Source organism: Rhodococcus sp. WWJCD1 (assembly GCF_002258735.1).
In the GTDB taxonomy this organism is placed as follows: domain Bacteria; phylum Actinomycetota; class Actinomycetes; order Mycobacteriales; family Mycobacteriaceae; genus Rhodococcoides.
The window spans coordinates 265,500-279,928 of sequence record NZ_NOXY01000003.1 but is presented as its reverse complement, the minus strand read 5'-3'; the positions used below and the strand labels follow the sequence as shown (position 1 = coordinate 279,928).

The window sequence follows — 14,429 nt, the reverse complement described above, 5'->3', positions numbered from 1 at the left end:
GGCCTCCCACATCTGTGGCTCTACCGGCCAGGACCCACTCCTGTCGGCAACCCACGCTTACATGCGGAGAGGCCCCAGCCAAGACCTCCATACCGTCTATCGCACGGCGCTCGAGCCGGTCAGCGCCTGCCCGATCACCAGCTGATGGACCTCGGACGTGCCCTCGTAGGTGAGCACGGACTCGAGGTTGTTGGCATGCCGAAGCACCGGGTACTCCAGCGTGATTCCGTTGGCCCCCAGGATCGTTCGGCATTCTCGAGCAATCTTTATGGCCTCACGCACGTTGTTGAGCTTGCCCAGGGACACCCGCTCGCCCGGCAGCTGACCCTTGTCCTTGAGTCGCCCCAGGTGCAGTGCGAGTAGCTGTCCTTTACCGAGTTCGAGGGCCATGTTCGCGAGCTTGGCCTGGGTGATCTGATACCCGGCGAGGGGCTTGTCGAATACCGCGCGGGTCTTCGAGTACTCGATGGCCGATTCGATGCAGTCCCGAGCTGCGCCCATCGCGCCGAAGACGATGCCGAAGCGGGCCTCGTTGAGGCAGCTCAACGGTCCGCTCAGGCCGCGGGCCTCGGGCAGCATCGCGTCGGCGGGCAGTCGTACGTCGTCGAAAACCAACTCACCGGTGATCGAGGCACGCAGCGAGAGCTTCTTCTTGACCGTGTTCGCGGTGAATCCCGGCGTGTCGGTCGGTACGACGAAACCACGGATCTTGTCGTCGGTCTGCGCCCAGACGACGGCGACGTCGGCGACCGGCCCGTTGGTGATCCACATCTTGCTGCCGTTGAGGATCCAGTCGTCACCGTCGCGCTTGGCGCGGGTGAGCATGCCGCCGGGGTTCGATCCGAAATCGGCTTCGGTGAGACCGAAACAGCCGATCAGTGAACCCTCGGCCATTCCCGGGAGCCACTGTTGCTTCTGCTCCTCGGAGCCGTACTTCCAGATCGCGAACATCGCCAGCGAGCCCTGCACCGAAACCAGCGAACGGATGCCGGAGTCGATGGCTTCGAGTTCGAGGCAGGCCAGGCCGTATGCCGTCGCGGACGTTCCGGCGCAGCCGTAGCCCTCGAGGTGCATGCCGAGCAGGCCGAGCGAGCCCAGTTCCTTGGCGAGTTCTCGCGCCGGCACCGTGCCCTCGTCGAACCAGTCGGCGATGTGCGGACGGATGCGCTCGTTGCCGAACTTGCGGACGGTGTCCCGGATCTGGCGTTCCTCGTCGTCGAGGAGTGAATCGATCGCGAACAGTTCGTCGACGCTCTGGGAGTTGGCCACGGTGCCTCTTTCCGCTGGGGGTTGTCTTCGCAGGTTACCCACGCCCCCGCCGGGCGACGCAGGCCGATTAGGGTGGAGGCCATGAGTGAGCAGCGCAGCAAGGCAGACAACACCTCCTGGCAGGGCTTTTCCACCAAGGCGGTCCACGCCGGCTACGAGCCGGATCCGCTGACCGGCGCAGTGAACGTGCCGATCTATGCCAGCTCCACCTTCGCCCAGGACGGCGTCGGCGGTATGCGCAGCGGATTCGAGTACGCGCGTACCGGCAACCCGACGCGTCGGCCGCTCGAAGCCAATCTCGCGGCCATCGAGTCCGGCACCTACGGTCGGGCGTTCTCCTCGGGCATGGCGGCGACGGACTGCCTGCTGCGTTCGGCGCTGCGTCCCGGTGACCATCTCGTCATCCCCAACGACGCCTACGGCGGCACGTACCGATTGATCGACAAGGTGTTCACCCAGTGGGGCATCGAGTACTCGGTGGCCGCGGTGTCGGACGTCGACGAGGTGCGCGCGGCGATGCGCCCGAACACCAAGCTCGTCTGGGTGGAGACGCCCACCAACCCGTTGCTCAACGTCGGCGATATCGAGGCGCTGTCGGGCGTCGCACACGAGGGTGGGGCCAAGCTCGTCGTCGACAACACCTTCGCGTCGCCGTACCTGCAGCAGCCTCTGAGTCTCGGTGCCGACGTGGTGCTGCACTCGACCACCAAGTACATCGGCGGACACTCCGATGTCGTCGGTGGCGCGTTGGTGACCGACAGCGAAGAACTCGATACGGCGTTCGCGTTCCTGCAGAACGGAGCGGGCGGAGTTCCGGGGCCGTTCGACGCGTTCCTGACCTTGCGCGGCATCAAGACCCTTGCGCTGCGGATGGAACGGCACAGCGACAATGCCGAGAAGATCGTCGAATTCCTCGACGGGCACCCGGCCATCTCGCAGGTGATCTACCCCGGACTCGAATCGCATCCGTCTCACGCGGTCGCCGCGAAGCAGATGCGACGCTTCGGCGGCATGGTCTCGGTTCGCTTGGCCGGCGGCAAGCAGGCGGCACTCGACTTCTGCGCCAAGACCGAAATCTTCACTCTCGCCGAGTCTCTCGGTGGCGTCGAATCGTTGATCGAACATCCCGGTGCCATGACCCACGCGTCGACTGCCGGTTCGTTGCTCGAAGTTCCCGACGACCTGGTTCGGCTGTCGGTCGGTATCGAGGACGGCGCCGATCTGGTCGGTGACGTCGAGCAAGCGCTGGCATGATCGTCGCACTGATCGACTCGGGCCTGGGAATGGTCCCGACGGCTGCGCGGCTGCGTAGCCTACGTCCCGAGCTCGATCTGGTGCTGATGATGGACCCCGACAACGCTCCGTGGGGCCCCAAGCCGGACCGGTGGGTCATCGACCGGGTGGTCGGTACCGCGCAGCATGCCGTCGACCTCGGTGCCGAGGTGGTGGTGCTCCCGTGCAATACCGCCAGTGTGACGGCGCTGAGCCACGTGCGGGCCGCGCTGGGCGATTCCGTGCCGGTGGTGGGGACCGTACCGGCGATCAAACCTGCTGCGGCGGTGAGTGATCGGATTGCGATCTGGGCGACGGCAGCGACGACGGCAAGTGCATATCAAGCGCGCTTGATCGAGGATTTCGCGTCGCATCGGACGGTGACGAGTGTGGCCTGCCATGGTCTTGCCGATGCGATCGACCGAGGAGACGCGACTTGCATCAGCGCAGCGATCACCGCTGCAGTCGCGTCCACTCCCGACGACGTCGAGTCCATCGTGATGGGGTGCACGCACTACCCGTTGGTTCTCGACGAGATCGTGGCGAAGCTGCCCACCCGGGTGACGATGTTCGACAGCGCCGAGGCCGTTGCCAACCAGACGGTTCGACGCGTCGACGAGGTCGGATCGGCTGTTTCCGGAACCGGTCGCGTATCGGTGTGGCTCAGTGGAGTCGAGGGCGAACTGCCTGCGAGCGCGCAGCGTTACCGTGAGGGACAGCTGCTGCTCGACAGCGCAGGAGTGCACCGATTCTGAGTCGTCGGGAATGTAAGACCTACCTACGCGTTGTCCTTCACTGAGGTAACGGTCGCTGCAGTGGAGGGACAACACATGGTCGACGTGGACGTGCGGAGTAGCACCGGAAGGACTGCGGTACGGATGCCGCACCGGTACGCCTTCTGGGTGGTCGGTGTCGCCTTCATCGTGCTGATGGCGTCCTCGGCAGCACCGTCCCCGTTGTATCCGGTCTACCAGCAGTCCTGGGGATTCAGCGCGATCACGCTCACGGTCATCTTCGCCGTCTATGCACTTGCTCTGCTGTTCACGTTGCTCACCGTCGGTAGTCTGTCGGACCACATCGGGCGCAAGCCGATTCTGATCGCGTCGCTGCTGTTGCTGATCGTCAGCCTGTTGCTGTTCATCGTCGCCGACAGTGTGCCGCTCCTCATCGCGGCTCGCGTCGTGCAGGGAATTGCTGCAGGCGCGGCCACGGGTGCCATGAGCGCAGCGGTCATCGATCTGCAGCCGAACGTATCCACCGGGCCGTTGCTCAACAGCATCGCGCCCTCCCTCGGGTTGGCGGGCGGGGCACTCGGTGCCGGGTTGCTGGTGCAGTTGGCACCGGCACCGGAGATCCTCGTGTTCGCTCTGTTGGTCGGCGCGGCGCTCGTCCTCGCGGTGGCGCTGCTGTTCGTGCCTGAGACGTCGGCGATGCGCGGCTTCGATTCCCGACGCCACCTCGCGTCGACACTGCTGCCGCGAGCGTCGATTCCGAAGTCCGTACGGGCACCGTTTCTTCTCATAGCGCCGGCTCTGTTCGCCACCTGGTCACTGGGCGGGTTTCACCTTTCGCTCGGTCCGTCGATCATCGGCAGTGTCTTCGGTGTCGACAACCACATCGTGGGCGGGTTGGAGATCTTCGCACTGTTCGGTTCCGGTTCGATAGCAGCTGCCGTGGTGCGCAACGGATTTCCTCGCAGGGTGATGATGATCGGCGCTTCTGTGCTCGCAATCGGTGTGGCGCTCACCTTGGTATCGGTCGAGATCGGCTCGATCGGGCTGTATTTCGTCAGTGCTGTCATCGCCGGGTCGGGCTGGGGAGCAACTTTTCTCGGCGCGATGCGCACGCTCGGTGCGCTTGTCCCCGCAGCCGAGAGAGGCGGAGTGTTCGCCACGACTTTTGTCATCAGCTACCTCGCGTTCAGCGTGCCCGCAGTGGTCGCCGGGCTGGCGGTGCACCGCCTCGGTCTGAGCACGACGGTGGAACTGTACGGAGGATTCGTCATCGCGCTCGCGCTCATCTCGGTTCTCGGATTCTCGGTGGCTCGACGTCGAGATCGCTAGTGCAGCAATCTCGGTCGAGTGGCCCCTACCGAGGATGAGCGAGGAGCCCTGCCCGATCGGGTAGTTCGGTGCGTCGTTGGCAGAGTTCACCCGGCTGGGTGTTCCCATCGCGGTGCCGGGCAGTGGAGTGTGGTCACCAGTGAGACGCCGATCACAGAGGAAGGCGTCTTCGACTCACACTCACCGAGGAGACACCGATGGTTATCGAGCTCAATCAGATCTGGGAATTCCCCATCAAGGAGTTTCACCCGCTGCCGCGCGCCAAGCTGGGAGTCGGTGCCCACGACATGATCGGTGTCGAGGCCAAGGAACTCGGGTTCAAGCGCTCGCTGCTCGTCACGACCGGTCTGCGCGGATCGGGCATCATCGAGGAACTGATCGGCAAGATCGAGTACCAGGGCGTCGAGGTGGTCCTCTACGACAAGGTCGAGTCGAACCCCAAGGACTACAACGTCATGGACGGCGCCGCGCTCTACCAGAAGGAGAAGTGCGACAGCGTCATCTCCGTCGGTGGTGGCTCGAGCCACGACGCAGCCAAGGGCATCCGCGTCGTCGTCGCGCACGACGGCCGCAACATCAACGAGTTCGAGGGATTCTCCAAGTCCACCAACAAGCAGAACCCGCCGCACATCGCCGTATCGACCACTGCCGGAACGGGTTCGGAGACGTCCTGGGCCTACGTCATCACCGACACCTCGGACATGGAGAAGCCGCACAAGTGGCTCGCCTTCGACGAGGCGTCGACACCGACTCTGGCACTGGACGATCCGCTGCTCTACTACACCTGCCCCCAGCAGTGGACCGCGTTCTGCGGCTTCGACGTTCTCGCACACGGTGCCGAGCCGTACGTCTCGCGTCTCGATTTCGCACCGTCGTTGGGTAACGCGATCTACTCGATCGGCTTGGTGTCCAAGCACCTCCGCGAGGCCGTGTACGACCCGGGCAATCTGAAGGCTCGCGAGGGCATGATGAATGCCCAGTACATCGCCACGCAGGCATTCAACTCCGGCGGACTCGGTGTCATTCACTCGATCTCGCACGCGATCAGTGCGTTCTACGACAGCGCTCACGGCCTGAACAACGCCATCGCGCTGCCGCGCGTGTGGGAGTACAACCTGCCCTCACGCTACGAGCGCTATGCGGAGATCGCCGTGGCCATGGGCGTCGACACCAAGAACATGACCACCGTTCAGGCCGCCGACGCTGCCGTCGAAGCCGCCATCCGCCTCGCCAAGGACGTCGGCATTCCCGACAACTTCGGATCGATTCGCTCGGCGACCTACGACAAGAACCGGATGAACACCGGCAAGTACGCCGGCAAGGGCGACGTGATCAAGGGCGACGAGAAGTCGGTTCTGAAGATCTCCGAGCACATCCAGGAAGACTGGTGCACCCCGGGCAACCCGCGTGAGGTCACCGTCGAATCGATGATCCCCGTCGTCTCGCACGCGATCAACGAGTCGTACTAACCGCCATCCATGTGAGCGGAACTTCGTAGCAGGGTGCGAAGTTCCGCTCACATGCGGCGCAGCCGCCTTCCGAAGGGAAACACATGACCTCGCTGTCGACAGTGCGTAGCGACGACACCGGCACCGTTCGATTCACCGACGCCGCCGATCTGCAGCGCGCGCTCGGGGAGCAGGACTACATCGCCGACGACGACCTCGCCACCGTGGTGCATCTGGCGACAGCGCTCGATCGCCCGCTTCTTCTCGAAGGCCCTGCGGGAGTCGGCAAAACGGAGCTGGCGAAATCCCTTGCTGCGGCGAGCGGTCGCAAGCTCGTGCGCCTGCAGTGTTACGAGGGTCTCGACGACAACCGAGCACTGTACGAGTGGGACTACGCCAAGCAACTGCTGCACGTGCAGATGCTGCGCGAACACATCGGCGCGCTCACCCAGCACGTCACCGACATCGACGACGCCTCGAAGATGCTTGCGGCCAAAGACTTCGGCTTGTACTCCGAACCGTTCCTGTCGGTGCGTCCCCTGCTGGAATCGGTGCTGTCCGAGGAGCCGGTGGTTCTGCTCGTCGACGAGGTCGATCGCACCGAGGAGTCCATGGAGGCACTGCTGCTCGAAGTGCTCGCCGAGAAGCAGGTGACCATTCCCGAGGTCGGCACCTTCACCGCACGCAGCGATCCGTGGGTGATATTGACCTCCAACGACACTCGTGAGCTGTCCTCGGCGCTCAAGCGACGCTGCCTGCACTTCCATCTCGATTACCCGACGGCTGCGCGTGAACGAGAGATCGTCACCGCTCGCGCTCCCGAGGTGCCCGCGCACATCGTGGCCGAGATCGTCGATTTGGCAACCGAACTGCGCGAACTACCGCTGCGCAAGAGTCCGTCGATCTCGGAAGTGATCGACGCGGCTCGTATCGCGTCGGTTCTCGGTCATACCGACGAGACCCGCAAGTACCTGCTCGCGGCCCTGGTCAAATATTCGTCGGACATGAAGATCGCGATGGCGGGACCGATCGCGGAGACAACTCACGCACCGACATCGCTTGGGGCGATAGTCAACACGACCGCGACCGCATTTCGTGGGCACGGCGGACGCGACAAGGGTGGCATCGGAATACGACGATGACTGTGCAACAGACATTCTCGGCATCTGTGGTACTCGATGTCCTCGCCGCAGTGTTCGGGCGGACGCTGCGCCGCTACGGTGTCGCTGCGTCGCCGGCCGAGGTCATCGAAGTGCGACGTGTCCTCGGCCTTCTCGGTGCACGTGACCTGACGGCTCTGCGCGCGGCGTTGCGCGCGACGTGTGCGAAGTACGACCATGAACAGCATGGTTTCGATCTCGCGTTCGAGACTTTGTTTCAGGACGCGGCAGAAAGCGTTGTGGACGAGCATCCTTCGTCGGTCGGCGCGCAAGTGGCAGGCGGACTTCCCACGGACCTGGACGTGGGAGCTGACCAGGAGGCGGCGAAGTACGCCGAGTACAACGAGCGAGCCGTCGAGATCGGCGATCTGCTCGACGCTCCCGAAGCAGACAAGGGCTTCAACCCCCACAAGGACGACGACGACATCAGTCTGTCGTCCGAGGATCACGATCTGTCCATCGACACCGACGGCGACATGGGCCGACGGGGCGTCACCTACACAGTTGACCTCGAGCGTTCCGGGTCGACGGCGGCCGGGGAGTTGGCGTCGAGCACGAGTGGAGCCGTTGCAGGACAGCTGAACTGGGAGGATCCGGCCGGAATCCTGGCGTGGTTCGACGCGTACGATCCGAGCAGCGTCTACGGTGACGGCGGCGATTCCGGCGAGCTGAGTGCGGCAATGTTGGATCGGATCACCGATGCCGTCGAGGCATTCGTTGCGGCGCTGGGAGATGTGACCGGGACGATGTCGTCACCGGTGCCGGTCGACGGTGCGGTGCAGGCGATCGGCCGGCATGCCGAGATCGAGCGTGCGAGTCACGAAGTTCTGAAGCACATGCGGGGAACTCCGCGCCCCCGACCACGCGAACATTCACGCGGCCCACTCGACATGCGACGCACCGTCCGTTCCAGTCTGCGTACCGACGGAATTCCCTTCCGTCTGATGACAAAAACACCTGTACCCGACAAGGTGAGACTGCTCGTACTGGCTGATGTTTCGCTCTCGGTGCGGCCGATCACCGCATTCACGCTCAGACTCGCGCAGGCCATGCATTCGCGCGCGCACCGGTGCACGGTGATGGGCTTCGTGGACGCGCCGGTGGACGTGACGACCACCTTGCTCGGTAGCACGGGCGACGGCGCACTGGCTGCCGTACTCGCAGACGCCCGACTGGACCTCGAAGCCAGCAGCGATTACGGCAAGACCTTCGCCGACCTTCTGGACTCGCATGGGGACGTGCTGAACAAGCGCACTGCCGTGATCATCGTGGGGGACGGTCGATGCAACGGACGGCCGTCCGGACTCGACGCGTTGGAGAAAATTCGGTCCAAGGTGCACCGCATCGCATGGATCACCCCCGAAGCCCGCCGTTACTGGGCGCAGGCCGCGTGCTCGATGGAGGACTACGAGCAGATCTGCGACCGGGTGGTGGTCGCGCGGGACGGGGAGCAGTTGACGGCCCACGCGGCCGAACTGGGGCATGCGCTGTCCTGACCTGATCGCACCGGTACCTACCCGATCGGGTAGGTACGAACCTGGCCCGGTGCTGGTGGGATCGCACCCGTCTCGCTCGTAAGGTTGTAACCTGAATCACAGGTCCGGATAGTGTGGACCGAAGACAGCGAGGGTGTGAACGGTGGACCAGGCAGCTACGGCGAACGTCGGCAAGGCGCTGCACGACCTCGATGCGCAGCGCAGCAGGGCCGAGACACCGCGAGTGCTCAAGTTCCATGCGCCCGAGATCGTGTTCGGTCCGGATTCGCTGGGCGAGGTCGCGCACGCGACGCGCCGCCTCGGCGGGGTCCGGCCGATGCTCGTCACGGACTCGGGGTTGATCGACAGCGGCTGGGCAGGGCAGCTGGTCGACCTACTGGTTGCGCAGGGACTCGAGCCACAGGTCTGGAGTGCGCTGACACCCAATCCCAAAGATGTCGAGATCGAGGCCGGGCACGGTTACTACGCAGACTTCGGCTGCGACGTGTTGGTGGCCATCGGCGGCGGGTCGGTCATGGATGCGGCCAAGGGGATTGCCATCCTTGCGGGCAACGGCGGCAGAATCCTGGACTACGAGGGGGTCGATCAGGCCACTCGGCCGATCCCGCCGCTGGTGATGGTGCCGACGACATCCGGCACCGGGGCCGACGTCTCGCAGTTCTGCATCGTCACCGATACCGCACGCTCGACCAAGATCACCATTCTCGGCCGTGCCCTCGTTCCTGACATCACCGTGATCGATCCGATGTTGCTGACCACGATGCCCGAATGGCTCAACGCTGCAACCGGTTTGGATGCCCTGACGCACGGAATCGAGGCATTCGTCTCGCTGGGTCACAACCAGCTCACCGACCACCATGCTCTCCGAGCCATCACCATGGTGATGTCACAGTTGGCTCGCACCATCGACGAGCCAACCGACATGGCGGCGCGCGGGTCCATGGCACAGGCAAGCCTGGAAGCCGGCCTGGCATTCACGAACGCCATCCTCGGCGCCACGCATGCCATGAGCCATCAGGTGGGAGGACTGCTCGACCTCCCGCACGGAGTGATCAACGGGGTGCTGCTACCGCACGTCATCCGCTTCAATGCCGCGGAGGATCCGTTGCCGTACGTGGCCATCGCCACCAGCCTCGGATTGCCCGAGGGCAGGGCCAGGCCGGAGGAGGCCGCCATGGCCGTGGCGGACCGAGTCGACCGCCTCGCGCGTCAGGTCGGTGTTCCTACCGGTCTTGCGGAGATCGGTGTGAGCGAATCCGATCTGGATGTGTTGGCCACCAACGCCTTACGTGATGCCTGCATGTCCACCAATCCGCGCTCGGCCACACACCGCGAAATGGTCGATCTGTTCAGGAGTGCGCTGTGACATCCGGGCCCGATCTGTCTCTGCTCACCGGGCTCCGCTCGGGCAAGAACACGTTCTACCCCCAGTATCGCGGCGCGGCAGAACGTTTGGAACGTGTTGTCTATGCGCTGGAGCTGATCTCACGGGCGCTGGTGCGCACGGTAGACGGTCCGGAAACCCTGGTGTGCGCTGTGGCCGAGGCCGCCCGCGCTCACCTGAGTGCGCGCTGGGTCGTCTTCGCCCTCGCCGACGGCGCGTTCCCCGATGCCGGACCGCGCCGACTGGTACTCGGTCCCGACGCCACACCGTTTCTGGTGGACAACGTCGAGGGACCACCGCTGCCGGACGACGTCGTCGATTGTCTCGAGTCGATCCGGCAGTCGACGTGCGGTGACGGGCTGACCCCTGTGATCTCTGCTCATCATGCCTTCGTGCCGATCGCGTTCGACGGTGGCGTCGTGGGTGCCTTTGCGGCCTGGACCGGTGAGCAGCGGGTGCTGGACGCCACCGATGCCGCGGTATTGAGCATTCTCGCCAGCCAAACTGCTGTGGCCCTGCAGAATTCGGCTCTGTTTCAGAGTCGGCGGCAGTTGCTCGAGCGCACCGAGAGTGCCTATGCCGAGGCGAACCGAACAGCGGCCGATCTCGCAGCCCGCAATGCCGAACTGTTACTGACACAACGGCAGCTGGGTGCCGCGCATCGCCACCAGGTGCTCGACGACGAACGCCACCGCATCGCTCGCGAACTGCACGACAGCGTTACCCAGGCCGTGTTGTCCGCGGGAATGCAGATCGAAGTGTGTCGAAGCGACATCTCGGCCGAAGAGCGCAGTGACAGGCTGGATCTGGCCAAGGATCTGACTCGTCGAGCTGTGGATCAGCTGCGGTCGGCGATCTACGCGCTCAATCACCCGCAGGACGCCGATCGGACGTCGCTTCCCGAAATGCTCGAACAGCTCTCGGTGGTCCACATGCCCGACGAATTGCAGGTCTCGCTGCGCGTGGAGGGAACTCCCGTCGAGCTGAGCAGCGAATGCGAGCACGCATTGCTCCGCATTGCAGGCGAAGCGCTGTTCAACACAGCGGTGCACGCGCATGCCTCGAGAGCAATTCTCCGTTTGACCTATTCGCCCGATCAGGTGCAGCTGTCGATTGCCGACGACGGTGACGGCGATCCGGCCCACTTACGCATGATGCTGCACATGGCCGAATCCACCGACGTCGACGGCCGTCACCGCGGACTGGCGAACATGGCGGCCCGCACCCGCGAACACGGCGGGGTCCTCGAGATCCGCCGAGCCCGAACTGGGGGAGTGCGCGTTGCAGTGCGTATTCCGTTCCAGAACCAATCCGAGAAGGGCGAAACACAGTGAGCGTTCCGACGGTTCGCACGGGCATGGGGCAGGTGGCGGCACCTACGGTGCGCATCGTGCTGGTCGACGACCACGCAATTCTGCGGGACGGGCTGCGCTCGGTACTCGAACGCGAGTCGGATCTGACGATCGTGGGGGAGGCGTCCACCCGGGAGGAGGGGTTGACCGTCGTGGCGCGGGTCGAGCCCGACATCGTGTTGATGGACCTCAAGCTCTCCGCCAGCTCGGACTACGAGGGGCTTGCTCTGTGCGCGCAACTGGCGAAGGCGCACAACGGAATCGGTCTGCTGGTGCTCACGACGTTTCTCGACGACCGACTCGTGGTGGAGGCCGTGCACGCCGGGGCGCGTGGATACGTGGTCAAGGATGTCGACACCACCGAGTTGGTTCGTGCGATCCGCGCAGTCTCGCGCGGTGAGAGCGCCTTCGATTCACGCAGTGCCTCCGCCGTCGTTCGATCACTCAACGGCACACCGAGCAGCATCGAGCGTCTGACCGAGCGTGAGCTCGAAGTGCTCCGGCTGCTCGCGACGGGCCTGTCCAACAACATGATCGGAACCCGACTGTTCATCTCGGCAACGACGGTGAAATTTCACGTCAGCAACATCATGCGCAAGCTCGCGGTGTCCCGGCGAGCCGAGGCGGTGTACGCAGCGAGTAAGCAAGGCTTGATCTGACTGCAGATCCTTCGGGCGCAGAGTGCAAAGTAGACGGCGCTCGGTGTCCTGTCGAGAGCGTCTGGGCGGTGCAGGCTACGGATAAACACACACCAGTGATATCCATGCCGAGGAGTACCCATGACGACTGTTCAGGACGACACGCGCCCACACGACGCTGCTGCTGGCCGCCCCAAGGAGCTCACCGTTCTCGGGGCGTGCGGGCAGGACTGTCCGGATTCGTGCTCGATGGTGGTCACCGTCGAGGACGGCGTGGCGACGAGTGTCAGCGGAAGCAAGACCAACCCGTACACCAACGGTGGCCTGTGTGTGAAGGTGGACAACTACCTGGACAAGGTCTACAGCCCCGAGCGAGTTCTGTACCCGCTCAAGCGATCCGGACCCAAGGGCTCGGGAATGTTCGAGCGGATCTCGTGGGACGAGGCCGTGACTACCATCGCCGAGAAATTCACCTCCATCGCCGAAGAATTCGGACCCGAGGCGATCATGCCGTGCAACTACCTCGGCACCCAGGGGATCACGCAAGGCCTGAACGTGGGGGATGCGTTCTTCAACCGGATGGGGGCGACCGTTGCCGAGCGTACTTATTGCGACGCGGGGTCCTGTACTGCCTACGCAATGACGGTCGGCGACACGGCGGGTGTCGATCCCGAAAGCTTCGTCCACTCCAAGTTCATTCTGATCTGGGCGTCGAACATCATGAGCACCAATCTGCACCTCTGGCCGTACGTCGCCGAGGCCAAGAAGCGCGGTGCCAAGGTGGTGGTGATCGATCCGGTCAAGACCAGAACCGCGAAAGCTGCCAGCTGGTACATCCCCATCCGTCCCGGCACCGACGGCGCGCTCGCCCTGGCGATGATGCACGTCATCATCGACGAGGGTCTGACGGACGCGGATTACATCGAGCGCCACACGATCGGTTTCGACGAGTTGGCGGAGCGGGTGCAGCAGTACACCCCGCAATGGGCGTCCGAGGAGACGGGCATTCCGGTCGAGGACATCTACACCCTGGCGCGGGAATACGCACAGAGTCAGCCGGCCGTGATCCGCATCGGCGTCGCGATCGAGCGGAGCGCCGGTGGTGGACAGAGCGTTCGGGCAATCTCGTGCCTGCCGTCGCTGGTGGGTGCCTGGCGTAAGCCCGGTGGCGGAATTCTCCAGCTACCCCTGTGGGCGTTCCCGGTGAACTGGCCCGAATTCCTGCAGACGGACCTGCAGACACCTGGCACTCGCGTGATCAACCTGTACCAACTCGGCGAAGCACTGACCGGTGGGTTGAACCTGGACACGCCGCTCAAAGGTCTGATGGTCTACAACTCGAACCCGGTGGTGGTGTGTCCCGATCAGAAGCGAATGACCGACGGGCTCGGTCGTGAGGATCTCTTCACCGTCGTCAGTGACCATTTCATCACCGACACAGCCGATTACGCGGACATCATCCTACCTGCCACGACCCAGCTGGAACAGGACGACATCAACTTCTCCTGGGGCCATCTGTTCGTCACGTACAACAATCGATCGATCGAGCCGCTCGGTGAGGCAGTCCCCAACACCGAGTTGTTCCGCCGGTTGGCCGCGGCGATGGGCTTCACCGAGCCGGTGTTCTCCCGCACGGACGAGGAACTGATCGCACTGTCCTACGACTGGAATGCACCTGCAATGGAGGGCATCTCGATCGAGTCGCTCAAACAGCTCGGGTGGCAGCGGCTCAATCTTCCCGGACCTGACGAGTACGCACCGCACGCAGAGGGAAACTTCCGGACCCCGTCCGGGAAAACGGAGTTCCTGTCCTCGGCAGCGGCGGGCGGCAACTTCGTGCTTCCTCTGTTCCGGCAGGGGTCGAACGATCACCAGCCCGGGCAGCCGGTGGATCCGCTCCCGCACTACATCGCGCCACGAGAGTCGTCACGAACCAATCCGGTTCTGGCAGAGAAGTATCCGCTGAACCTGCTCACGCCCAAGTCGCATGCGTACTTGAATTCGAGTTTCGGAAACCTCGACATGCACCGAAAGGTACAGAAGGAACCGACGCTGTTGATCAATCCTGTCGACGGTGAACACCGGGGTATTTGCTCGGGTGATGTGGTGCGGGTCTTCAACGATCGCGGCGAGTTCACCGTTGTTGCCAAGCTGGACAAATCCGTCATGGTAGGCGTCACTGTGTGTGCGATGGGTGCGTGGCGCAAGAACATGCTGTCGCTCTCGACCCCGGCGTCGCTCAATCCGACAGTGTTCGCGGACCTCGGAAACGCTCCGACGTTCTCCGACACCCTCGTCCAGGTCGCAGCGCTCGACGTCTGACAACCCTTACTCCTACGAACACGAG

At 64.0% G+C, this 14,429-nt stretch carries 11 protein-coding genes; 10 read left to right on the top strand and 1 reads right to left on the bottom strand.

Annotated features, from left to right (window positions below; all coding sequences use genetic code 11):
* Nucleotides 1–96: 96 nt before the first annotated feature.
* The gene (locus CH286_RS01345) at nucleotides 97–1,269 is read right to left on the bottom strand and encodes an acyl-CoA dehydrogenase family protein (RefSeq protein ID WP_032376588.1); all 1,173 of its coding nucleotides are present in this window, start codon (nucleotides 1,267–1,269) and stop codon (nucleotides 97–99) included.
* Nucleotides 1,270–1,350: 81 nt separating this feature from the next.
* On the opposite strand from CH286_RS01345, the gene CH286_RS01340 reads away from it, so the two are divergent.
* From CH286_RS01340 to CH286_RS01295, 10 genes are all read left to right on the top strand, one after another.
* On the top strand, nucleotides 1,351–2,523 hold the full coding sequence (locus CH286_RS01340; RefSeq protein WP_032376589.1) for a cystathionine gamma-synthase: 1,173 nt from the start codon (nucleotides 1,351–1,353) through the stop codon (nucleotides 2,521–2,523).
* Complete coding sequence (locus CH286_RS01335) at nucleotides 2,520–3,296, top strand: glutamate racemase (RefSeq protein WP_094608107.1); 777 nt, start codon at nucleotides 2,520–2,522, stop codon at nucleotides 3,294–3,296. The genes CH286_RS01340 and CH286_RS01335 overlap by 4 nt, the downstream gene beginning before the upstream one ends.
* Before the next feature lie 75 nt (nucleotides 3,297–3,371).
* Entirely contained in the window at nucleotides 3,372–4,604 is a 1,233-nt protein-coding gene (locus CH286_RS01330; protein WP_094608106.1) for an MFS transporter, read from the top strand.
* Between the two features lie 197 nt (nucleotides 4,605–4,801).
* Nucleotides 4,802–6,073: an NDMA-dependent methanol dehydrogenase gene (gene mdo, locus CH286_RS01325; protein ID WP_032376592.1), complete on the top strand. Its 1,272-nt coding sequence runs from the start codon at nucleotides 4,802–4,804 to the stop codon at nucleotides 6,071–6,073.
* An 83-nt stretch (nucleotides 6,074–6,156) separates the two neighbouring features.
* Complete coding sequence (locus tag CH286_RS01320; RefSeq protein WP_094608105.1) at nucleotides 6,157–7,194, top strand: MadB family AAA-type ATPase; 1,038 nt, start codon at nucleotides 6,157–6,159, stop codon at nucleotides 7,192–7,194.
* Complete coding sequence (madC, locus tag CH286_RS01315) at nucleotides 7,191–8,708, top strand: MadC family VWA domain-containing protein (protein WP_094608104.1); 1,518 nt, start codon at nucleotides 7,191–7,193, stop codon at nucleotides 8,706–8,708. Before CH286_RS01320 ends, madC begins: the two co-directional genes overlap by 4 nt.
* A 178-nt stretch (nucleotides 8,709–8,886) precedes the next feature.
* Nucleotides 8,887–10,074, top strand: coding sequence for an iron-containing alcohol dehydrogenase (locus CH286_RS01310; protein WP_052057986.1), 1,188 nt, complete (start codon nucleotides 8,887–8,889; stop codon nucleotides 10,072–10,074).
* Entirely contained in the window at nucleotides 10,071–11,426 is a 1,356-nt protein-coding gene (locus tag CH286_RS01305; RefSeq protein WP_037176504.1) for a MadS family sensor histidine kinase, read from the top strand. The genes CH286_RS01310 and CH286_RS01305 overlap by 4 nt, the downstream gene beginning before the upstream one ends.
* 23 nt (nucleotides 11,427–11,449) lie before the next feature.
* On the top strand, nucleotides 11,450–12,103 hold the full coding sequence (locus CH286_RS01300) for a MadR family response regulator transcription factor (protein WP_094608121.1): 654 nt from the start codon (nucleotides 11,450–11,452) through the stop codon (nucleotides 12,101–12,103).
* 120 nt (nucleotides 12,104–12,223) lie between these two features.
* On the top strand, nucleotides 12,224–14,404 hold the full coding sequence (locus CH286_RS01295) for a molybdopterin-containing oxidoreductase family protein (protein ID WP_094608103.1): 2,181 nt from the start codon (nucleotides 12,224–12,226) through the stop codon (nucleotides 14,402–14,404).
* The last annotated feature ends 25 nt before the right edge of the window (nucleotides 14,405–14,429 follow it).

Bases quoted from the DNA above. Each gene is read 5' to 3' on its own strand.
- CH286_RS01340 (WP_032376589.1), top strand. From the start codon at position 1,351: ATGAGTGAGCAGCGCAGCAAGGCAGACAACACCTCCTGGCAGGGCTTT.
- CH286_RS01335 (WP_094608107.1), top strand. From the start codon at position 2,520: ATGATCGTCGCACTGATCGACTCGGGCCTGGGAATGGTCCCGACGGCT.
- CH286_RS01330 (WP_094608106.1), top strand. From the start codon at position 3,372: ATGGTCGACGTGGACGTGCGGAGTAGCACCGGAAGGACTGCGGTACGG.
- mdo (WP_032376592.1), top strand. From the start codon at position 4,802: ATGGTTATCGAGCTCAATCAGATCTGGGAATTCCCCATCAAGGAGTTT.
- CH286_RS01320 (WP_094608105.1), top strand. From the start codon at position 6,157: ATGACCTCGCTGTCGACAGTGCGTAGCGACGACACCGGCACCGTTCGA.
- madC (WP_094608104.1), top strand. From the start codon at position 7,191: ATGACTGTGCAACAGACATTCTCGGCATCTGTGGTACTCGATGTCCTC.
- CH286_RS01300 (WP_094608121.1), top strand. From the start codon at position 11,450: ATGGGGCAGGTGGCGGCACCTACGGTGCGCATCGTGCTGGTCGACGAC.
- CH286_RS01295 (WP_094608103.1), top strand. From the start codon at position 12,224: ATGACGACTGTTCAGGACGACACGCGCCCACACGACGCTGCTGCTGGC.